This window comes from Brucella sp. NBRC 14130, assembly GCF_040371715.1.
Taxonomy (GTDB): domain Bacteria; phylum Pseudomonadota; class Alphaproteobacteria; order Rhizobiales; family Rhizobiaceae; genus Brucella; species Brucella intermedia.
Genome location: NZ_BAABTE010000011.1, coordinates 1 through 22,712 on the forward strand (window position 1 = coordinate 1; position 22,712 = coordinate 22,712).

The window sequence follows — 22,712 nt, forward strand, 5'->3', positions numbered from 1 at the left end:
CCCGCCTTTACGTCTTCGTGTTCCGTGGAACGCCGCTTCTGGTCCAGATATTCATCATCTATTACGGCCTCAGCCAGTTTCCGGCCATCCGCTATTCCTTCCTGTGGCCCATCCTGCGCGAGCCCTATTGGTGTGCGATCATCGCCCTGACCTTGAACAATGCGGCCTATGCCAGCGAGATCATCCGCGGCGGCCTGCTCTCGGTGCCGCATGGCCAGATCGAAGCGGCGAAAGCTTGCGGCATGTCGTCCTTCACCTGCTTCCGCCGCATCGTCATGCCGCTTGCCATCCGCCAGGCGCTGCCTGGTTATGGCAATGAGATGATCTCGATGATCAAGGCAACCTCGCTTGCATCGATCATCACGCTCATGGAAGTGACCGGTATCGCGGCAAAGCTGATCGCCGAGAGCTATCGGGCGATCGAAATCTTCGTGATCGCCGGTGCGATCTACCTTGCCATCAACTTCGTCCTGACCCGTGTGCTGATGTTTGCAGAATACAGGCTCACCCCTTATCTGCGCCAGCCCGTCGTCAAGCTCTCATCCGAAGGACAAACATCGTGAGCAAAATCGTCTCTCCCAATGCACCGGTGGCTCTGAAAGTCGAAAACCTGCGCAAGAGCTTTGGCGCCAATGAGGTGCTGAAGGGCATTTCGCTCGAAGCGCGCGAAGGCGAGGTCATTTCGATCCTCGGTTCGTCCGGCTCCGGCAAGTCGACCTTCCTGCGCTGCATCAATCTTCTGGAAACCCCATCCTCGGGCACGGTGACGGTTTCGGGCGAAACCATCCGCATGGCGAAGAATGCGAAGGGCGAAGCCTATCCGACCGACAAGAAGCAGGTTTCGCGCATCCGTTCGGAACTGGGCATGGTGTTCCAGAGCTTCAATCTGTGGTCGCACAAGACCATTCTGGAAAACATCATCGAAGCGCCGATCTATGTGCAGGGGCGTCCGCGCGCGGAATGCGTGGCGGAAGCAGAAGCGCTGCTGGCAAAGGTCGGCATTGCCGACAAGCGTGACTTCTATCCGGCGCACCTTTCGGGCGGACAGCAGCAGCGCGCCGCGATTGCGCGCGGGCTGGCGATGAAGCCGAAGGTCATGCTGTTCGACGAGCCGACCTCAGCCCTTGATCCGGAACTGGTCGGTGAAGTGCTGCGCGTCATGCGTGGCCTCGCAGAAGAGGGCCGCACCATGCTGGTCGTGACCCATGAAATGGGCTTTGCCCGTGACGTCTCCAACCGCGTCGTGTTTTTCCATCAGGGCCTGGTGGAAGAAGACGGAAAGCCCGAAGACGTCTTCGCCAACTCAAAGTCGGAACGCTTCCGTAAATTCATCAGCCAGTAAACCATCTCCTCGAGAGAGGCTGGCAAGTGAAAGGCTCCGTCACAAAAGTTCCAGTAGCCTCAAAGCGACTTTGTTTTTGGGTGCAGTAGAGCTGCGAAGTCGCTTGCCTCAGCCCGGAATTATTATTATTTCAGATCGTCCTAGTTTCAATGAAAGCCGCGTGAACCTTGCCGGAACAGAATTCGAGAATGGAGACGAAGCCGGCAGTCATTCAAGTCAACGATTTATCCGTCGACTATGACGGTTCGCCTGCGCTGACATCCATTAATGTCTCTGTCAGCGCCGGTCGTATAACTGCGATATGCGGCGCCAACGGTTCCGGCAAAAGCACATTGTTGCGTTGCATGGCCCGCCTGCAAAAAGCCTCGCAGGGCACCGTGCTTTTCGAGGGACGGAACATCAGCGGCATGCGCCGCAACGAACTTGCCAGAAAGGTCGCGGTACTTGGGCAGATGCCTGAAGTTCCGGCAGGCCTTACGGTCGAGGAACTCGTTGAAAATGGTCGCCATCCTCATCGGGGATTGCTCTCGCGTCTGGGGCAGGCGGACCGGGCCATCATCGCACAATCGATTACACAGGTCGGACTGGAAAATCTTCGGCACCGGCAGGTCGCTTCCTTGTCGGGCGGCGAACGGCAGCGAGCCTGGGTTGCGCTTGCTCTGGCGCAGAACCCCTCCGTACTCTTCCTTGATGAGCCGACGAACTTTCTCGATATACGGCATCAGTCCGAGCTTCTTACTCTTCTGAAAAAGCTCAACCGAGAGCGTAACCTCACCATCATAGCCGTACTCCACGATCTCAATCAGGTAATTGAGCTGGCTGACGATGTCATTCTAATGCGCAAGGGGCGGCTTATGGCTTCCGGCGACCCGCAAAGCGTCCTGACGAGACAGCATCTCAAGGAAGCCTTTGAGTTCGACATGGACGTTATCGCCCACCCTGTGCTGCCGATCTCCTTCTGTCTGCCGCGCTGGATTGTCGATGATCAAAATCAGGCCGCGAGATGAGGTCACGGGACGCCGTCGCGGAAGCTGCCAAGCCCCGAACCCATGTGTTCGGCCTGTTTTTACTGGCGTCGGTGCTACTGCTGGGGCTGATTATCGCCGAACTCCTTGTCGGCAGTGGTAACGTCACGCTGTCCGACGTTTTGCAGGCGCCGTCGCGGCCCCAGTCGCTGGCGCAGATCATCATTGAAACCATCCGCCTGCCCCGGGCTCTTGCCGCTGTTCTTGTCGGCGCCGCCCTTGCAGCTGCGGGCGCTGTCATGCAGACGGTGCTGCGCAACCCATTGGCCGCACCCGACATACTGGCTGTCACCAGCGGTGCCCAACTGGCCCTCATTATTGCCAGTCTATTGCTTCCATTCGCTTTTCCGGGCTTTCTCGCAACGATCCTCGGCGGAGCCATCGGCGGAGGTCTCTGTCTTCTGGTGGGGGGCGGATTGCGTGCGCAGCCGGTTCGGCTTGCGCTTGCAGGGGTGGCAATCTCCCTCGCCTTCTCGGCTCTTTCATCAGCGATTGTGCTTATGGCCGACGATCGGGCATCGGGCATTCTTTTGTGGTCTTCCGGTCTTCTGGAGCAATCCGGCTGGACCAGGGTTGCTTCGCTGGCGCCAGCAATACTGGCCGGAATATTGCTGCTTGCCCTCCTGGGGCGACAATTCGATGTCATGGCGCTCGGTAATGACATGGCCTCGGGTCTCGGACTGGGGAAAGCGCCGGCCATCATCGGTTTGCTGGCTACGGTCGTCCTTTCCGGCGCGGCGGTTTCCATCGCGGGACCGATCAGCTTCATTGGCCTCGCCGTCCCGAATTTCCTGCGGGCAATTGGTTTTCACAAACACGGTCTTCTTTTGCCGGCAGCCGCGCTTTTGGGGGCTGTCGCACTTCTCGCCGCCGATGTTGCGGCACAGCTGTTGAGCAGCCATGGCACGATCATCCCTGCTGGAGTTTTCGCCGCCTGTTTCGCTGCCCCCGTCCTGATTCTGGTTCTTCGCAGGCTCAAAGGAGAGACGCGCACGCGCGCAAACGTCGTTTCGCAAAAGGTTTTGTTTCAGCGGAAAACAGTGCTCTACCCCGTTCTCGTCGGATTGATGGTGGCGGCTTTCCTGCTCGGGCTGATCTCCGGTGACGGAGTGGCCGGTTGGCAAACCGATTGGAATACCGTCTATGCCCTGCGCATGCCGCGCGTGTTGATCGCCATGGGGGCGGGAGCGCTGCTTGCATGCGCTGGCTTGCTGCTTCAACTCGTCACTCGCAATCCGCTTTCGGGTCCGGAAACCTTGGGCCTGTCGCAAGGGGCTGCGCTTGCCGGTCTTGCCGGACTTTTGATCGGGGTCGTGCCCGGCAGTCCGTTATTCGCGCTTCTCGCCTTGCTCGGCGCAGGTCTGGTCGTCCTGTGCATTTCGCTTCTTTCGATCCGGATGTCGCCCGAGCGCACCGCGCTGACCGGCATTGCGGTTGCCGCCAGTCTCGCGGCGGTCAGCACAATCATCGTCATTGAAGCCAAATTGCAGGTCGCCGAGGCGCTTTCCTGGCTGGCGGGGTCCACGCATGGCCGCAACTGGCAGGATGTCACAGCACTTGCTCCCTGGCTCGTCGTCATCCCCTTGATGATGATACTCGCAAGGCGGTTCGATATTCTGGCAATGGGGCGGGACGAAGCGGAATCCATCGGTCTCAACACAATGTCCGCCCGGATATGGACGATGCTTTTGGCCTCGCTCGCGGTGGCGGGTGCTGTGGCGACGGTTGGCGCAATAGGCTTCGTGGGATTGATCGCTCCGCATGCCGCGCGGTTGTGCAGCGGCGCCCGCTATCGCCAGCTCGTGCCCGTTACGGCGCTTATTGGAGCGATCCTCACCGCCTTCGCGGATATGTTTGGAAGAACCCTGATAGCGCCGCGGGAAATTCCCGCAGGGATTGTCACCGCGTTCATCGGAGCGCCGTTATTCATTCTGCTGATGCGCCGTCAATCGCGATAACTCCTGCTTGTATCCGGCCCGGAATGCCGGACCATTTCCCGCAAGAATGGTTTTGCGTAGAATAATGCTCATCGCGTTTGGGTCAGGCGGGGAGCACGCTTTCCACGCGGTCCAGCAGACGCAACATCGACCGTGTGGAACCGAAGGGCCAGATATCGGGACCTATTGCGTGCACCTGATTGCTCGCGACCATTGGCAGGACCGGCCAAAGGTCGCTTTCCGTCAGTTCCCGCGGAGGCTCATCCCCAAGAAGACAGAGATGCGTGTCGGCATCGAGCACGGCGAGATCTTCCAGCCGCAGCGTGGTGAAACCGAAGGACTGGCTGCCAAGATCGACAGCCGTGGAAAATCCGGCTTTTGACAGCGTCGTCATCGCGGCGGAATTGGATGTAAAGATGCGCAGACGGGCGACGCCCGGCAATGGCTGTGCAATGACAATCCTCGCTTCCTGTGGCAAGCGCTTCGCCCGCGCTGAGGAAAGACGCTCTTCAAAAGAGACCCATTCCTCACGTGCTTCCGGCTCTCGCCCGACCGCTTTGCCCGAAGCCAGAAGCCCGGCTTTGATGTTGTCGTAGAAGTCGGACTTTTCGGAACCTTCGTCGAGCAGCAAGGTTGGCGAAATTTCGGTCAGTCGAGCCGCAATGGCGCCATGGCGCAATGCGGATGTGACAATGAGATCGGGCTTGAGACGCATCAAGGCCTCAAGGCTCGGCTGCTGACGCCCGCCGACCTCGACCGCACTGGAAAGCTTATCGTTCCCGATGTTCACCCACTGGCGATACCCAGCCAGATCGGCAACCCCGACAGGAACAATGCCGAGCGAAAGAAGAGTTTCAGTTGCCGCCCATTCCAGCGTTACAATTTTCGAGGGCTCCGCGCGGGCAATAGATGTAAGGGCAGCCAAGGCCGCCCCTACAAGAATATCACGCCGCGAAAAAACTGTTACCATCGAACGCTCGTCGTCGCGACGATGGAACGACCCTGACCATAATAGCACTGGCTGGTGGAATTGCAGCCGGCCACATATTTCTTGTCGCCGAGATTGAAAGCATTGACCTGCAAACGATAGCTGCCGATGTCGTAACGCAGAAACGCATCCACCAGTGTATAGGACGGCACATAGAAGGTGTTGAGCGTGTCGCCCGCCGTCTTTCCGATGCGACGCACACCCCCACCGACGACAAGGTTGCCTTCGATATTGCCCGGCAACGGCATGTCGTAGCTCAGGAACACGGATTGCTGGTTCTTCGGCACGGTATAAGGCAATTTGCCGATCTGGTCAGGATTCTGGCTTTCGCTGACTTCGGGGTCCTGGAAGCTCAATGCAGCGGTGAGGTTCAGCCTGTCCCAAAGACGTGCAGTTCCTTCAAGCTCGATCCCGCGAACCCGCACTTCGTCAGTCTGGTAATAAACGCCGGAGATACGGTTCACGACATTCTGCTGCTCAGCCTCGAAAGCCGAAAGTGTGACGGTGTAATCCTCTCCCTCCGGTGCATATTTCACGCCCACTTCCTTCAAGGTGCCGGTAGTAGGTTTGAGCGGCGTATCGGCGAGTGTCAATGTCGGGAGGAACGAAGTCGAGTACAAGGCATATGGAACGAGGCCTGAATCGAACAGGTAAGCCACCCCCACGCGGCCTGTGAACTTGTCTGGATCCTGTTCGTAATCCGTCGTCTTCCCTGATGCGAGTGCGGTCTGTGCGGAACGGATGCTGACGAAATCCTTGCGGCCGCCCAGCGTGACACGCAGCTTGCCGGCTTCGATCTGGTCCTGAACATAAATGCCGGTCTGGTACTGCTTCTGCAAAAGCCGCGTTGTCGGCGACAGCTCGGCGAGAGGCTGGCCATAGGTCGGGTTGAAAAGATCCTGCGTGGGGCCGCTTGCCGAGGCAGTATAATTGTCGAGACGTTGCCATTGCTGATCGAAGCCCACAAGAAGCGTATGAGCCACCGGTCCCGTATCGAAACGCGACTCCAATTGCGTATCGAAGGCAATCGCATCCAGTTCGGGCTGGGCCAGATAGTTGGTGCGGGGAATCGTATGCCCGTCCCAGCCCTTTGTCGGGATGACGCCGGTAAACAGATTGCGATAATCCGTCTTCATATGCGAGTAGCGAAAATTCTGGCGCAGAGTGAACGTGTCGTTGAAACGGTGCTCGAAATCGTAGCCCGCATAACCGATCTCTTTCTTGTAGATCGAATTGCGCGGATCTCCATCGGAAAACTCGCGTGAGATCGTCTGTCCAGTCGGGTTTGGCAACACGCTGCCATAGGCCGGGATTATGACGCCGGCCTGTCCCATATCGTCCTTCAGATAACCGCCGGAAACCACGAGGCTGGTATCGGCATCCGGCCGCCAGGCGAAACTGGGATTGATCGCAATACGATCATTCTTGCCCAGATCATAGGATGTGTTGCTATCGCGGAAAATTCCGTTCAGACGATAGGTGAAGCGCGGGTCGTTGTTGATAGGCCCTGTAATATCGGCACCGAATTCCTTACGTTCAAAGCTTCCGCCGCGCAGATAAATCTCGTGCGAAGCTTCGGCCTGCGGCTGCTTGCTGACCATATTGACGATGCCGCCCACATTGCTCTGACCGAACAGGGCGGAACTCGGGCCGCGCAGGATTTCCACGCTTTCCAGAGAATAAGGTTCGACGACGAAGCCGGAATAGCCGCCAGATTGGCTGGCAATCTGGGGAATGCGCAGGCCATCCAGATAAAGATCGGCTGGAAAGCCGCGCACCGTAAAATAGTCCGAACGAACATCGGCACCATAACGCTGTGCGTTCACATTGGCGCTATAGAGCATCGCTTCGCTGACCGACTGCACCGCGCGGTCGTTCATGTTGTCACGGGTCACAACCGAAATTGACTGGGGAACTTCCCGGATCGGCACGTTACTTTTGGTTGCGGCACGGCTATGCTCGGCAATATAACCTTCCACAGGAGCACGCGGGCCTTTCCCATCCGACGTCTGTATCTCGATCGTGTCGAGCTTGAGGATTCCGGTCTCCTGCGCTGCGGATGGCGATGCGATTGCGATGGAAGCCGCACCACCCAAAATTACGGTTTCCAGCAGAGACTTGACGCTCGTCCTGCGTGGGTTCTTTGTGCCCTGTTTGCGCGCAGCACCACTCGTATTCAATTCGACTCTCCTTGCCGCCGGCCAGCCGACGGCACTTTCTCCCGCTGGCTGATCATGGCTGCGGGCTATGCGATGATTTTGGCGTTGCGCAAACTCGAATTTCAGAATAATTCTAATTTGTGCTTATCAATGAACGCGTTACGCAGCTGAATATATTTCAGCAACCTTGATGGAGTCAGGCCAAACTCCGTTGCAATTGGGTCAAAATTCTGCAATTTCCGTTAAATATGACAATTTCAGTCAATTTGGGCCAAACGGAAATCTGCATGCGACCGAAACACGCCATCGACTATCAGAATTTACCGCGGCCTCTGGCTGTCATGCGGCGTGAATATAAAACCGGCATGAATTTTGGCTGGCATAGTCATCAGCGCGGTCAATTGCTCTACGGGAATACCGGTTACATGACGGCGCTGACCGAAGAGGGCGCGTTCATGCTTCCAAGCGGTTATGCGGTGTTATTGAGACCAGATCTGCCGCATGCGGTGGAAACGTTCGGCGAAACGGAAATGTATTCGGTCTATGTTGAAGAGAACATTTCACGCGACTTATGGGAGGAGACGCGGGTCCTCAAAGTTTCCGCCTTGCTCGACGCCAGCATACAGGCGCTTGCCAAGGAGCCCCTGCTTTATGACGAAAACGGACGTGGGAGGCATCTTTCCGCTCTCATTCTGGACGAAATCCGCTGCGCGGGCAGGCAGCCTTTGACGGTACCGCTTCCGACAGAAAAACAGCTCCGAAAGCTGTGCCGGAATCTTCTTGGAAATCCGGGTCTGGACCTTACCATTGATGACTGGGCTGAAGAGGTGGGCATGAGCCGCCGGACGATGACGCGCAAGTTTCGCCAGGAAACTGGGATGAGCTTTATTGAATGGCGTCAGCGCCTGCGTGCTTCCCATGTGATGCGTCGTCAGGCCGAAGGTGTCCCATTGGCCATGGCGAGCGTGGAAGCGGGCTATCAAAGCGTTTCAACCCTGCGCAAAGTGATGAAAAGCCTCAATCTGGTATAATGAGTTTTAGTGGGCCTCTCGTAAAATCGCAGCGAAACGCTTCAGCTTGGCATTTTTCAGCGGGCAAGATCACACAATGTGGCAGTCACTGTGTCGTTCGCCTTCCCTGTTGGTCCTGATAGATCGAATTATGGCGCTCGATTGCGAGTACCATAATTCTTTACAGTCAAGACCATGTGCGACGCTCGTTACAATCTCAAACACGAACCTCAATAAATCGACGCATCAAAGCCCAACTCAGACACAGTTGCAAAATTTCAGCATAATCAGACGACAAATCGAATTGCACGCTGAATATCGAAAAAGTCATTAGCTCTGAAAAGCAGTGTGCGGGGGGCCGGATGTTCGATCCCCGGATACCAACTGCCTCGATAGGCTTCGATTGGGTTTGTGTATTCCACAATGAGCTCGAACGTGTTTGCGAGTTTTGGAAGGCATTTGGACAGGTCGCGCGATAACGACCGCTCAACGCCGTCGCGAATTGCTTTAACGGCAGCCTGCGGTGACAAAGAGGAGGTTGCGGGGCCATGTCCTTCGCTGGTGGCGACCGTGCGAATACCAGACACGAATTCATGCGCTTCGCTACACATTCCCGAATCCCCCGAAAGAAACGTCGAAGGTACGCCATAGCGTGCCGCACAGAGGGCGTTCAGCGTGAATTCAGAAGCAACTTCGCCGTTGATCAGCATTCGCGAAACAGTGCCAGTCAACGTGTGAGCTAGCGGATTGGTATCGGTGCCAGCCTTGTTGTGATAACCGGTGTACAGCGCCGCACTGAAACTGCGGTCAATACCAAACATCATGGCGTCGGGGTGCCCGCTCCAGCCCCGGACGATGCGAACATAGTCGGGAAGTTTCGAGAGGATCAGATTACGCGCGGTAGAGTGTGCATCTTTTACCACGATCTCCTTCGCACCTGCTGCCCGTGCACCCTCGCAGGCGGCGACCAGTTCGTCTGTCATATATTCGCGAAACTCTTCGTAGTCAGCATGCCCTTTTCGCGCCTCGTCCCAGTTGGTGATACCAGCCGTACCTTCGATATCCGCGCTTATGAATATTTTCATGACTTCGCTCCTTATCCGCATACGTGCGCCCGAAGGTGCGTTAATATTCTGAGACTAACTTGGCTGGCCGCGAGCCCTCTTTCAGGCGGCCTTTCCGGCTTCCCGACGTTCCAGAAACATCGGTCCGACCCGTATACCGGTTCGCCCGGCCTCGTCAGTTGCGCCCAGCTCCAGTATTTCTTCTTCATAAAGCAACCCGCGCATGCGGTACCGGTTGCCATCGACAGGTTCGCAAGTATGCGTGCAGAAATACTCGATCAGGCATTTGAGTTGGCCGTGGCTATAAGTCAGGTATGTGATGTTAAAGTCTGGCCCGTATCTGCCCAGATGAGAGGCTATTTCCGTTGGAACTTGCTCTGTAGGAAGGCTATCGGCTTTCAGCCACTCCTGACCTTTCCAATCGAGTTTGCCGGGTTCGGGAAACGAGACATCCATATGAGGATAATCTGCTCCACGACCGTAGATGCGACCGTCAATGACAAAATGGTTCTTGGACTTCGGACGAATTTGCAGAGGCACACCCTCTCCCATGAGATAGAGTTTGCCTGCCTTTTCCTTTACCTCGATAACTTCACCACTTTCAACCTGACGGTAAAGGCCTGGAAGGGTGGCAAACTGCTCGTCAGTTATAGCGGGCGGCACCTGGACGCCGTGCGGGCGCTTGCCCATACCATTTTCCGACAATGCAATACGCAAACCATCGCCAGCCAGGCGCGAGGCAATCTGATTGGCAAAATCCAGTGTGGCAAAGATAAGAACGCCAAATCCAGCACGGGGGAGCAAGGTCATCTGGGATGCATAACCATAAACCGCTCCGCCATGTCCAACTGAAGTCCAGCCATCCATGTCGCCAACACCAAAACACAGTCCATAGCCGTTCTGGGTTCGGTCGTGGCCGGTTGGTCGCCTTCCAATCGGCGTCCACATCTCCCGCAATGAAGCAGGGCTGATAACGGAATGACCATTGGGCGTAAAACCACCGCGCAGAAGACATCTCGCGTAGCTTGCCATGTCACGGTTAGTTGAGAAAATGTTTCCAGCAGGAGAACCACCGAGGCTGAAGACCGGCGCGGGACTATCCCCGTCTATAGTCCACATCTCAGCAGGCGCGAGACGTTCGCGAATACCCTCTGCCATACCCGAGGAGGTGTCATACATACCGAGAGGCTTGAGGATATTGTCAGTTATATAGTCTGCATAGCTCTTGCGTGTTACCTTCTCGATAACCAGTCCAACTACCGCAATTCCGGCGTTGGAATAATGCATGGTTCCGGCGCTGGGGTCCTGTTTGAGTGTTGAAGTTGCAAGCTCGGCCACTGTATCTGCAAGCGGAGGGCGATGGGCGTCAAGATAATGGCCGCTTTTGGGTTCCCGGACGATACCGGCGGTATGACTCATCAACTTGCGAAGGCTGATATGGGAGCCGAAAGGCCCACTTTCACGACCGACGAACGGATTGATAGGCTGAAAACCTGGAAGATATTCAGAAACATCCACGTCGAGGTCTAAAAGGCCCTTCTCGACCAATTGCATAATCGCGACCGAAGTGAAGGCTTTGGTAATCGAACCGATACGGAAACATGTTCGAGCATTCATCTCGAAATGTCGTTCGGGATGCTGAATATGCCCTTCCGCCAGCAATCCGTCCCGATCAACAAGTGCATAGGAAATTGAAGGTATGGTCTTGTCTTCCACCTCATGGCGGATAAGGCTTTCGAAGAGTTCAATTGATTGATTTGAAAGCTTGGACACAACAATACTCCCGAGGTTCAGCTTGAGTGGCGAGGATCAAGAACATCTCGCAGCGCGTCGCCGACAAGGTTCCATGACAAAACAAAGAGAAAGATTGCAGCGCCGGGAAAGACCAGCGTGTACCAGTATTGGAAAGGGTTTCCCGGCTGACCCACGATCCAGTTTCGCGAATACGCGATGAATTGCCCCCAGTCTGCATAGCCTTCCTCAGTGCCGACACCAAGGAAACTGAGCGCTGAAGCCGAAAGTACCATTGAGCCCGTCGCCATGGTGGCCAGAACAAGGACGGGAAAAAAGGCGTTGGGCAGAATGTGCAACGCAATAAGACGAAGATCTCCGGCTCCATAGCTTCGGGCGGCATGGACATAATCCATCTCACGAATACGCAGGATTTCGCTGCGGATGACGCGGGCGTATCCCATCCAGCCAAAAGTTGTCAGCGCGATCGTAATCGGACCGATGCCCTTTCCAAGAAGGGCGGTCAGGACCATGGCTGCAATCAGGAATGGAACAGCCATGAATACGTCGACAATGCGCATCAGAATCTCATCGACTGCACCGCCGTAATAGGCGGCGACAGAACCGATCAATGTTCCGATCAACACGGAAATGGCGACCACACCGAGGCCGATCTTGAAGGCCGTACGGGTGCCCCATATGACTGCATAATAGATGTCATACTGACCTTCCGTGGTCCCGAAGATCGCTTCGGCGGAGGGCGGTTGCGGTGTCGCCAGAAAGCCGGCTCGCGGCGTGTCATAGACCGACATCTGGAATTCCTGCGGCGGCGCCAGTACCGGCGCGAATATCGCCACCAGCACAAAGGCCAGCAAAATCAGGACTCCAATGAGCGAGACAGGATTACGCAGCAGATATCGCAGCAATTTCATCGTGTCTTCACCCTTGGATCGAGTAACGGATAAATCAGGTCAACGATCAGGTTCATTAGTACAAGCACGATCGCGAAATAGAGGCTGAAGCCGAGAATTGCCGGAAAATCCAGATTGGCGGCAGACTTGGCGGCGAACTGACCAAGCCCGGCATAATCGAAGATGGTTTCCGTGATAACGACGCCGCCCATCATCGTCGCCAGCTCCATGCCAGCAATTGTGGTAACGGGTAGAAGCGCATTGCGGCGGGCATGGCGCAGTTCCACAACGCGTTTAGGCATACCCTTGGCTCGTGCAGTACGCACATAATCCTGACGGAGGGTCTCCAGCATCGAGGTTCGCATCACACGGGTCATGCTGGCGAGATTGACATAGGTCAACGTAATGACAGGGGCTGCAAGGTGACGAAGGGAATCCCAGAATATCTGAAGATTGCCATTGAGGATCGCATCAATGGTATTGGCGCCGGTATATCTGGTGAAATCCGGGGACATGACAGTCGCTTGCGCCCATTGGCTGAGCCTTCCCGGCGGAAACCAGTCAAGCGCGGAATAAAAAATCAGCAGCATCAACAGTCCAAAGACGTAGACAGGAAACGACCACCCCAGAATGGTGAATATACGGATAAGGTGATCCGGCCATTTGTTGAGATAAATGCCCGCACGCGAGCCCAGATAGATCGCAAGCAGAAAACTTGGAATGAAGGCCAGTAGAACCAGCTCCAGTGTTGCAGGCAAAAGAGACGTCAGCGCATGGGATACAGGTTGACGTGCAGTCTCGGACCAACCGAGATTGCCGGTCATGATATTACCGATCCATCTGCCGTATTGAACGTGGAAGGGATCGTTAAGCCCGTATTGTTCGATCATGCGCCGGATGCTCTCCTGTCCCCCTTTGAGAAAGTCAGGCGAAGGAGCGTAAGCCGCCAGCCGTTGTGTTGGCGATAGCGACATCTGCAGCGCGAAGAGCATCAATGACAAGGCAAAAAGGACGACGGGAAGCGTCAGCAACCGCCTCAAAGCGTAATTCAGCACACCAGAATCCGTTTCGCTTGGAGTTGGGGAAAAGAGCCGGGCGATCGTATCGCCCGGCACGTTTCAGCAAGGGCTCAGTCAGCCTTGGTCACCGGGTAAAAATCCCAGGCACCGTAGAGGATCATGTTATGTACGTAACCGTCGATATTACTCCGGGTAACGATGTAGCCGAAATCTTCCCAGAGGAACTGGGTGGTTGCGTAGTCGTGAGACATCGTCTGCAGTTTTGCATAGATTGGTTCGCGAACGGCAGGGTCAGAGGAAGCCCAAGCCTCGTCCAGCAAGGGTTTGAATTTTTCGGCCATCAGCCCCCGATAACCATCGCCGAGCATGCCGCCAACGAGACCTGTTGGTGAAAGATAGTAAGTTGCTGCACCGAGCGGACCACCTGGATCGGAATAGTCTGGGCCCCAGCCCATATAGGTCAGCGGAGACGCCGGCTTTTCGCGATTATTGAGCTTGTCCGAAATCGATGCCCAAGGCAGCGACTGGATCTTCATCTTGAACTTGGGATTGATGCGCTGCAAACCCTGCTGCAGTGCAGACAATGCGGCTGTACCCTGCGGCGTGCCTTCCTGTACATAGGCCGTGAAGGTAAAGCCTGTTTCCCAGAGCTTGCCGCCGAAAGCCTTCTTGAAATGTTCTGCGGCCTTCTTCGGATCGTAGCTATAGATAGGAGAATCGTCACGATAGCCCATGATGCCGCGCACGGTCGGGCCACGCGACTGGACGGTCTTGTTCAGAAGAACCTGTTTGATAAGCGCATCATAGTTCTGTGCGTAGTTGAAACCTTTGCGCACATCAATGTCGGCGAAGAAATCCGGCGGAATACCGTTTCCGTCAAGCTTGCCGCTGCCGAGTGCGGGATTGTCCGCGTCATCCAAAGGCCACGCAAAATAAAGTCCGCGACTGAAAACCTTAGGCAGTCCGTCAACAACCTTGACACCCTCGGTCTTGCCGAGTTCATCAAGAAATTCAACGGGAGCCGTGACGAAATCGGCGTCCCCCGAAAGGAGTTGCAGGCGTCGTGTCGTCCATTCCGGCACCGTGCGCATGACCACGCGCTCGAGCTTTGCTGGTCCCATGAAGTAATTATCGAACCGCTTGAGCGTGATGCGGCGATCAGTACGATCCCATTCTTCGAGCATGAAAGGCCCGGTACCGTTTTCCTGGGCAAACAACGGGTCGTCGCCAAGCTCGGGACGATAATATTTTATCCACGTATCACCATTGCCATCCCACCCGCCGACCGAAGCAACCCATTCCTTGTCAACAATGGAAGCACCGAAAGGGAGAGCCAGAACACCGAGCGTAGCCGGGAAGGATTTCGGAAGTTTCAGGACGACATTGTCCCCTTCGACGGTAATTTGTGATGCAAGCTGGTCATAAACATTGCGGAGGGCTTGAGGATCGGCGTCTTTGATATCCTTGACATTTGCCTCGGTCTCGACCCACTTCGTGACATCCGGATATTTCCCGGCTGTTACCACCTCGGTGATGGCGTTCGACATCCATGATTGACCCATGAGAATAGCCCGCAACAGCGAGTATCGCACGTCTTCAGGTGTGATCTGGCCATATCCAGGTTCTATCTTCGCCTTCTGGTCACCCGCCAAACCGTCGTAGTTTTGCCAGGTTATCTTACCGTCGCTACCCTTAATCCCTACTTTGTGAGCGTGGACGTCCTTGCGGATGGGAAACGTATAGCTGATCGATCCGTCACTGCCCTGTTTTATAAGTCCGTTTTCCAGCGTCGGCACCTCGCTGGAAAGGGCGGGCACAAATTCCGAAATCTGTGAACCGTTATAATTGAGAAGGCGACTATAGACGTTCAGCACGCCGTAGGAACTGGGCGTATTTGCAATATAGGCCGGATCGAAGGACTGAATATCGTCAGTCCAAAGAAAGACAAATGTTCCTGGATTCTTGGTCTGCGCGACAGCAGGCGCCACCGCCAGGCCAAGGCCACAGGAAAGGGCCAGAGCCAAAGCACGTTTCATGGATATGTTCCCCTATTTGGTCTTGCAGTCTTCTTTTGAATTTAAGCTAGGAGCACACTTGCATCGGTGTCCAATGCGTAGTTAGAATGAATTATGCAAATAACGCATGAGGTCGTTATGGAGCTAGCTTGGCTCGAGGACTTCCTGGAAATTGTTGCGACGCGGAATTTCTCCACGGCTGCTGCATCGCGAAATATTTCGCAGCCAGCGTTCAGTCGGCGCATCAGGTCGCTGGAGTCATGGGTCGGCGCAGATCTTCTTGATCGAAGTACCTATCCGGTGCATTTGACAAGTGCTGGTAACATGTTCGTACCGCGCTGTCAGGAACTCGTTAGAGACATGTACCGTCTTCGCACCGATTGCCACAATGTTGCGGGCGCCAATTCGCAGCTTCTTACATTCGCCGCCCTGCACACACTGGCGATCTACTTCTTCCCGAACTGGATCAGCGGTTCCGGATTTCCGAGTTCCCCTGTTCGCTGCAGTATGCACACGGGTGATTTTCTCGAATGTATTGAACACCTGTCTTCTGGAAAATGTAACTTCGCGATTACTTATGACCACCCTGATGGGCCACCCGTTCTCGAAGCGGGGCCGTTCGAATCTTTGCAGATTGGAAAAGATCGTCTCATCCTCGTCTCGGGAACTGATGCAGCAGGCAAACCTCTTTACGATCTGGACACGGTTGAGGGCGAAAGAATTCCTTACCTTTCCTATTCATGGAATGACGGCTATCTGGGAAAGCTCATTTCTCTCATCCAGTCACGCTGGCGACGTCCGCTCAACCTCAGCACCGTGTATCAATCCTCGCTTGCGGAGGGCCTCAAACAAATGGCTATCGCCGGTCAAGGGATCGCGTGGTTGCCCCAGATATGTGTGCAGAAATCGATCAGCCAGAACGAATTGACTCAAATCGGCGGCCAGCAAATGTCCTTGGAGATAGAAATTCGAATCTTCCGGCGCGCTGGCGCGAAAGACCGGGATGCAGAGGCATTCTGGAAATATCTCGCAGAAAACCAGAGCCGCGCGCGCAGCCTTATCGATCCCGCACTTAAGCTGCGCTGAGAGTGTCCATGCGAAAACAGAGAGGGTAATGCAAAGTTTGCATAACCTTTTTCAGAAGCACTCTCGGCCGGATTTTTTGATTGAATAGGCATGGTTGGTCTCTTCCCGCCAGCTGTTTGTCCCCGCGGCAAGCCATTTGTTACGAAGACGGTATGTTGACACGAGCTTTGGACAAAGCATTAGATGTTCCCAAAAAGCGGGCCAATCGCAAGGGGAACCAGTTTGACCAGGATATCGACAAGTAGTTTAGCCCTTCCCGACAACATCATCCTGTCCGTTGAAAATCTCGAAGTGTGTTTCGCCCCGAACGCTGCAAAGCCCGTGCGCGCCGTGCGCAAAGTATCGTTTCAGATCGGGCATGGAGAAACCCTCGCGCTGGTGGGAGAATCCGGCTCGGGGAAATCCGTGACGGCGATGACGGTAATGCGCCTGACTGAATTTGATGGTGCGAGGATTACTGATGGCCAAATCCTGATGCGGCTGAAGGACGGTTCGATTGCAGATCTGGTAAAACTTTCCGAAAGGCGTGTCGAGGGGCTGCGCGGCTTTGAACTCTCAATCGTCTTTCAGGATCCTATGTCTAGCCTGAACCCCGTCTTCACCGTCGGGGATCAGATTGCGGAAGCCGTTATCAGGCACCAGAAAAAAACGCCAAATGATGCAAGGCAGATAGCGCTAAATGTTCTAAAACTTGTCCGTGTGCCCGATGCCGAGCGGCGGCTGGACCAATATCCGCATCAACTTTCTGGCGGTATGCGCCAACGGGTGATGATCGCGATGGCTCTGGCATGTCGGCCGTCGTTGATGATCCTCGACGAGCCCACGACGGCGCTGGACGTTACTATCCAGGCTCAAATACTGGATCTGGTGCGAGCGCTGCAACGGGAAATCGGTATGGCAGTTCTGTTCATCACCCACGACATGGGCGTTGTTGCAGAAATCGCGGATCGCGTGTGTGTGATGCTCAAGGGGGAGATAGTTGAGACCGGACCTGTCGACGAGATATTCAACAATCCGCGGCATCGGTATACACAAGCATTGATCTCGGCTGTCCCGCGGCTTGGCAGCATGGCAGATAAGGACGGACCTGAAAAATTTCCTCTCCTTGTTTACGAGCCAGATCTGGTTCTGACGGAGGTGGCGCAATGAATGATGCTGCCATGCAAAATATTGCTAAAGCTCCTCTTGTTGAAGTTCGTAACCTCATTACACGCTTTGAGCTCAAGGGCGGCCTTTTGGGACGTACTACCGGCCGTGTCCATGCGGTCGAGAGTGTTTCCTTTGATATCTTCCCCGGCGAAACCTTGGCGCTGGTGGGCGAATCCGGTTGCGGCAAGTCCACGGTGGCACGGAGCATCATGCAACTGGACAAACCGCAGTCCGGTTCGATCCGGTATGATGGAACCGAACTCATCGGCGCATCCAAAGCGGCGCTCACACGATTTCGTCGCGAAGCACAGATGGTATTTCAGGATCCGTTCTCATCGCTCAACCCGCGCATGACTATAGAACAGGCCTTGATTGATCCCATGCGTGTCCATCGGGCAGGACGAACAAAACAACTGCGGGAACGGGCTGTTGATCTGCTCGCCAGGGTCAACCTCCCGGCTGACCACCTTGACCGCTACCCGCACGCCTTTTCCGGTGGTCAGCGCCAGCGTATCTGTATTGCTCGCGCACTGGCGCTCAATCCGCGCCTGATCATCGCGGACGAAGCTGTTGCTTCACTTGACGTGACAATTCAGGCGCAAGTCATCAATCTGCTGATGGACCTTCAACGGGATATCGGTATCGCAATCTTGTTTATCAGCCATGATATGGCTGTCGTCGAACGCATCGCACATCGGGTTGCAGTCATGTATCTGGGCGAGATCGTGGAAATCGGAGATCGCCGCTCGGTCTTTAACAATCCTCAGCACCCGTATACCAAGAAGCTGCTTTCGACCGTTCCTGTTGCCGACCCCGCACGGCGTCCAATCGGCCGCGAACCTATGTCGGATGAAATTCCGAGTGCCGTAAGGGCGCCGGATTTTGTGCCAATTCATCTACCAATGAACCAGATCAGTCCAACGCATTACGTGCGCCAATCTTAAGTGCAAGCTTGGCGGCGCTGCTACCCTCAGCCTGCCAAGCGGGCTGTACTCCGCCGGCTGTTTCATAAGGTTGCCAATCAACGCAATGTAAGACTTGCAGCGCCAGCCGATATCAGGCGCGACTTCCACAGTGGGAACGCCGATCGTCATGCTTCATATTGAACCCTTATTGAGCGCGAAGAGTTTTTCCTCAGGGATTGAACTCCCTCATTCCTGCTCGAACGGCTCGCGGATACTCTGTAATTTAACGGGGTCCGCTGAGCCTGAGAACAGAATGCTTAAGGCTAACCATCCACTGCTGTTTCTAACATATCTTTCTTGGAGATAGGCCGTCTCTTAGTTAGTAGATTCATATCAGGTTTGAATAACACCATACCCATTTGGGATTTTACATTTGTACCCACCTACCGCATGCTTTTCACTAAAAATGGGGAAATGAGAGTTGCGACCAGTGATTAGCGATACCTGGCTACGTAAACCGGAGCACAGGGCAGCTGTATTCAACGCCATGTGCTCTCAAGGAGATGCAAGGGTTGCTTCAATTTGTGGCCATCGATCTATCTTCGGTCGGCGACGTCGCGCCTTCAATTGCAAATGAAGTAAATTCGACGCAGGAGAATTAAATAAACTCAAATATTATTGGATATTATGATTATTTTTTCCAATATATTTAAGTCTACATTGGAAATGAACCACAAAGCCTGAAAAACAAAACACAACCGAATATTCGGGTTGAATGTATAAAAGGGGATAGAATGCTTACAAGAGCTGGATTGCTAGTGGCCACCGGATTGGTCAATTTGACTTTGATGTCACCAGCACTCGCTGATCAGATACTACGTTTGGCGAATTCTGACGATCCTCGGACCATAGACGTCCAGATGACGACGAATGACTATACAATTCCGCTGAATGTATATGACCGGCTGGTGGAAGCAGAAACGGTAGCTCCCGGGCAGTCGGAAATCGTTCCATCGCTTGCTGAAAGCTGGGAAGTCTCTGAAGACGGGAAAACCTACACTTTGCATTTGCGCAAAGGCGTTATGTTCCATAATGGCGAGGAACTGACAGCCGACGATGTCGTGTTCACCTATGACCGCATGCTGAATCCTGCAACCAAAGCGTTGAACACCGATATCCTGGACTTCGTCGAAGGGGCGAAAGAACGGCTTGATGGCTCAGCGCAGTCCGTCTCAGGTTTGCAGGCTGTTGATAAATATACAGTCAAGATTGTTCTGGTCCAACCTTATTCGGCTTTCATTGCACTGCTCGCCAGTCCACAGGCATCAATCTATAATCGCAAATTTACCGAGCCACTCGGTGACAAATATGGTCTGTCGCCTGAGACTGTTAACGGTACCGGCCCGTTCATTTTGAAAGAGTATAATCTGAACGACAGCCAGATGATGGAAGCCAATGAGAATTATTTCAAAGGCCGTTCCAAGTTGGATGGCGTTCTCATCCGTGTTGTTCCCGACGCGGAAACCATGCGTATGTTGTTCGAATCTGGCGAGATAGACGTTTTCGATACGGACTCAGCTATCACGCAAGTTCCATATTTTATGAAGAACGAAAAATGGAAGGACCAGATTCGAAAGGGTCCGATTGCCGGCTTGGATTATTACCACATCAACCAGAAGATTAAGCCCTTTGACGATGTGCGGGTGAGAAAAGCTTTCCAGATGGGTATTAACCGTCAGGAAATACTAGACAAGATGTTCTATGGTGAAGGACAGCTCGAGAATGGTGTTCTTCCAAGCGGTCTCACCTGTTACAAGCCGGCCACGCCGATTGAATATAACCCCAAAAAGGCCAAGGAACTGCTGGCCGAAGCAGGTTATCCAGACGGGGTGGACATTGCCTTTTCTCAAGTGAGCAGCTGGTCGTCAAAGTGGGTTGACCTGAATCAGCTCGTTCAGGCGCAGTTGAAAGAAGCCGGTTTTAACACTGAAATCAAAGTCGTTGATGAATCGGCATATTTCGCCATGCGCAAAGGCGGCACCATCAACAATTATTCCCAGGTCTGGTCTGCCGATTTCAATGATCCGGATAACTTCTTCTACACCTTCTTTAGCAAGACCGGCACTTCGGTGCGTGGTTTCAATAACGAAGATCAAGAAGTTTTCGACGGCATCGAAAAAGCCCGGAGCATGACCAACCCCGACGAGCGCTGCGAACTGTATGCAAAGCTCGCCGAGCGTATTGTCCAGACGGATGCTGCGTGGGTTCCAATGTATAGTCTCAACCATCTGTTTGTCGTACAGCCGCGGGTGAAGAATTTTGTGGTCCCATGGAACGGATGGACAAGCATGAGCTACTATAAGATGGAAGTTGAAGACTAATCATACTGGCCGAGGAGTCATGCCTACTCCTCGGTCGTACTTCCATTCTTACAGCTCCATCCCAGCATGAATTGATGAGCCAGCTCCAGCTCGTCAATTCATGTCAGCCGAAGATAATGCTCGTGCGGCGTTATCTTAGCCATACAGATGAAAGCCTCCACGCAATGCTGACCTTTCTGATTAAGCGTATTGCGGTCTCCATTCCCGTCTTGATCGGCGTGACCGTACTGCTCTTCATCATGATGAATATCATTCCAGGCGATCCAATCGCCTTGCTGATGAAAGAGCATGCCAGCGCTGAAGTTATAGAGCGCGTGCGAGCTCAGATGCATCTTGATGATCCACTGATCACTCGTTACTTCCGGTTTCTGTTCGCTGCGGTTCAAGGCGACCTGGGTGTTTCCATAAAGCTCAATCGCGATGTCACGACCCTGATCCTTCAAGCGTTTCCCAACACGCTTTATCTGGCGGCCTGTGCGGCCCTCGTATCATGGATGATTGGCATTCCGGTCGGCATCCTGTCAGCCGTAAAGCGCGATTCAGCGCTCGATCATTTTTTCATGGGTTTCTCGCTGCTGGGCGTTTCGATGCCGGTTTTCTGGTCCGCGCTCCTGTTGCAGTATATTTTTGCCATGCAGTTGAAATGGCTTCCGGTATCGGGCTTCTACGGCTTCAAATATGTCATTCTGCCAGCTATTGTGCTGGGCTGGAGTTCGGCAGGCGTTATCGCGCGTTTGACGCGGTCAAGCCTGCTGGAAGTCATGCGAAACGACTATGTGAGAACAGCGCGCGCAAAGGGCCTGCGCGAGATTTTCGTCATCCTTCGCCATGCCGTTAAAAATGCTCTTATTCCCGTTGTGACAATCATGGCAATCCAAGTTGCCGGACTGTTGTCTGGCGCAGTCATTACGGAAGCGATTTTCGGCATTCCGGGTATTGGCCGCATATCAGTTAACGCAATTCAGGCGCGCGATATGCCTCTACTTCAGGGGTCGGTTCTGTTTGCCACTGTACTGGTACTGATCGGCAATCTGGTTGCTGACATACTTTATTCCGTTCTTGACCCCCGTATTCGCCATCAGATGAAGGGAGGGGCGAAATGACCGAACTCGCTCAGGCAAACGACGCCTATGTCGAAGAAACGGAGAGCGCCAGCTTTCTGCGCGACACAGTTCGAATATTTCGTCGCAATCGAATGGCAATGACGGGCTTGATTATTATCGTCGTTCTGGTGCTGACGGCAGTATTTGCACCTTATATAAGTCCTCATGATCCATATCGCGTCGATATGAACGAGCAATTCCTGTCGCCATCGCTCACACACTGGCTCGGCACTGATAATTTTGGACGGGACGTTTTAACACGCATACTTTACGGTGCGCGCATTTCGCTTGTGGTCGGCATCGTTCCGAGCTTCATATCGTTGATAATCGGCGCCATCATGGGCATCGTCAGCGGCTATTATGGCGGACGGATCGATTTTACGATCATGCGCCTTGCCGACATGATGATCGCCTTTCCGTCGCTATTGCTGGCAATGGTGGTGATGTACACACTTGGCGCGAATTTGTTCAACATCTTCATAGCTCTCAGCCTGGTCGGCTGGGCAAGTGTAGCCCGAGTTGTACGTTCCCAGACGCTGGCATTGAAAGAAAAGGAGTTTATCGAGGCCGCTCGCGCCAACGGATCGAAGAAGACAACGATCATGTTCCGGCATCTGTTTCCCAATGTAGTGCCTACGCTGATCGTTCTGTTCTCGCTCAGCATTCCTGAAGCGATCATGTGGGAATCGAGTCTCAGTTTCCTTGGCGTTGGTGTGCAGCCCCCTGAAGCAAGTTGGGGCCTGCTCGTTGCCAAGGGAAAGGAATATCTCTTTGCTGCTCCTCTCGTTGCCATCATGCCCGGCGTGGCAATTTTGATCACGGTGCTGGCATTCAACTTCATCGGCGATGGGATGCGTGACGCTCTCGATCCTTACATGAAAGATTAA

Annotated in this window: 16 protein-coding genes and 1 pseudogene; 10 read left to right on the forward strand and 7 right to left on the reverse strand. The window is 54.3% G+C overall.

What is annotated here, in order from left to right:
- The 4 genes from ABWW28_RS19750 to ABWW28_RS19765 all read left to right on the forward strand — a co-directional run.
- A partial coding sequence (locus tag ABWW28_RS19750) for an ABC transporter permease (protein ID WP_353391828.1) occupies nt 1-563 on the forward strand: 563 nt, incomplete at its 5' end.
- A complete protein-coding gene (locus ABWW28_RS19755; protein WP_100692351.1) occupies nt 560-1,342 on the forward strand; it encodes an ABC transporter ATP-binding protein in 783 nt (260 codons plus the stop codon). The genes ABWW28_RS19750 and ABWW28_RS19755, both read left to right, overlap by 4 nt.
- Before the next feature lie 188 nt (nt 1,343-1,530).
- Nucleotides 1,531-2,349, forward strand: coding sequence for an ABC transporter ATP-binding protein (locus tag ABWW28_RS19760; RefSeq protein ID WP_025091907.1), 819 nt, complete (start codon nt 1,531-1,533; stop codon nt 2,347-2,349).
- The gene (locus tag ABWW28_RS19765; protein WP_353391831.1) at nt 2,346-4,325 is read left to right on the forward strand and encodes an iron ABC transporter permease; all 1,980 of its coding nucleotides are present in this window, start codon (nt 2,346-2,348) and stop codon (nt 4,323-4,325) included. Before ABWW28_RS19760 ends, ABWW28_RS19765 begins: the two co-directional genes overlap by 4 nt.
- 82 nt (nt 4,326-4,407) lie before the next feature.
- On the opposite strand, the gene ABWW28_RS19770 is transcribed toward ABWW28_RS19765, so the two are convergent.
- Both ABWW28_RS19770 and ABWW28_RS19775 read right to left on the reverse strand, forming a co-directional pair.
- Nucleotides 4,408-5,274, reverse strand: a complete 867-nt coding sequence (locus ABWW28_RS19770; RefSeq protein WP_176588245.1) for an iron-siderophore ABC transporter substrate-binding protein — start codon at nt 5,272-5,274, stop codon at nt 4,408-4,410.
- The gene (locus tag ABWW28_RS19775; protein WP_353391833.1) at nt 5,268-7,472 is read right to left on the reverse strand and encodes a TonB-dependent siderophore receptor; all 2,205 of its coding nucleotides are present in this window, start codon (nt 7,470-7,472) and stop codon (nt 5,268-5,270) included. The genes ABWW28_RS19770 and ABWW28_RS19775 overlap by 7 nt, the downstream gene beginning before the upstream one ends.
- Before the next feature lie 227 nt (nt 7,473-7,699).
- Between ABWW28_RS19775 and ABWW28_RS19780 the strand changes: the two genes are divergently transcribed.
- Nucleotides 7,700-8,482: an AraC family transcriptional regulator gene (locus ABWW28_RS19780; protein WP_241084685.1), complete on the forward strand. Its 783-nt coding sequence runs from the start codon at nt 7,700-7,702 to the stop codon at nt 8,480-8,482.
- Nucleotides 8,483-8,748: 266 nt separating this feature from the next.
- On the opposite strand, the gene ABWW28_RS19785 is transcribed toward ABWW28_RS19780, so the two are convergent.
- The 5 genes from ABWW28_RS19785 to ABWW28_RS19805 all read right to left on the reverse strand — a co-directional run bounded on the left by ABWW28_RS19785 (nt 8,749) and on the right by ABWW28_RS19805 (nt 15,222).
- Nucleotides 8,749-9,546 (reverse strand): M55 family metallopeptidase, encoded by a 798-nt coding sequence (locus ABWW28_RS19785; protein WP_006470748.1) that lies wholly within the window; start codon nt 9,544-9,546, stop codon nt 8,749-8,751.
- Between the two features lie 81 nt (nt 9,547-9,627).
- Nucleotides 9,628-11,298, reverse strand: coding sequence for a serine hydrolase domain-containing protein (locus ABWW28_RS19790; protein WP_113342425.1), 1,671 nt, complete (start codon nt 11,296-11,298; stop codon nt 9,628-9,630).
- A gap of 17 nt (nt 11,299-11,315) precedes the next feature.
- Nucleotides 11,316-12,188, reverse strand: a complete 873-nt coding sequence (locus ABWW28_RS19795; RefSeq protein WP_006469636.1) for an ABC transporter permease — start codon at nt 12,186-12,188, stop codon at nt 11,316-11,318.
- Complete coding sequence (locus tag ABWW28_RS19800) at nt 12,185-13,057, reverse strand: ABC transporter permease (protein WP_006470751.1); 873 nt, start codon at nt 13,055-13,057, stop codon at nt 12,185-12,187. The genes ABWW28_RS19795 and ABWW28_RS19800 overlap by 4 nt, the downstream gene beginning before the upstream one ends.
- Before the next feature lie 239 nt (nt 13,058-13,296).
- Nucleotides 13,297-15,222, reverse strand: coding sequence for an ABC transporter substrate-binding protein (locus tag ABWW28_RS19805; RefSeq protein ID WP_006469634.1), 1,926 nt, complete (start codon nt 15,220-15,222; stop codon nt 13,297-13,299).
- Nucleotides 15,223-15,339: 117 nt separating this feature from the next.
- Between ABWW28_RS19805 and ABWW28_RS19810 the strand changes: the two genes are divergently transcribed.
- The 5 genes and pseudogenes from ABWW28_RS19810 to ABWW28_RS19835 all read left to right on the forward strand — a co-directional run bounded on the left by ABWW28_RS19810 (nt 15,340) and on the right by ABWW28_RS19835 (nt 22,712).
- Entirely contained in the window at nt 15,340-16,287 is a 948-nt protein-coding gene (locus ABWW28_RS19810) for a LysR substrate-binding domain-containing protein (RefSeq protein ID WP_006470752.1), read from the forward strand.
- 183 nt (nt 16,288-16,470) lie between these two features.
- Nucleotides 16,471-18,380: pseudogene (locus ABWW28_RS27620) on the forward strand (ABC transporter ATP-binding protein).
- A gap of 881 nt (nt 18,381-19,261) precedes the next feature.
- Nucleotides 19,262-20,722, forward strand: a complete 1,461-nt coding sequence (locus tag ABWW28_RS19825) for an ABC transporter substrate-binding protein (RefSeq protein ID WP_006470753.1) — start codon at nt 19,262-19,264, stop codon at nt 20,720-20,722.
- Between the two features lie 74 nt (nt 20,723-20,796).
- Nucleotides 20,797-21,825 carry an ABC transporter permease gene (locus tag ABWW28_RS19830; RefSeq protein ID WP_235691686.1) on the forward strand — a complete coding sequence of 343 codons (1,029 nt, stop codon included), beginning with the start codon at nt 20,797-20,799 and terminating at the stop codon, nt 21,823-21,825.
- Nucleotides 21,822-22,712, forward strand: a complete 891-nt coding sequence (locus ABWW28_RS19835; protein ID WP_006469628.1) for an ABC transporter permease — start codon at nt 21,822-21,824, stop codon at nt 22,710-22,712. The genes ABWW28_RS19830 and ABWW28_RS19835 overlap by 4 nt, the downstream gene beginning before the upstream one ends.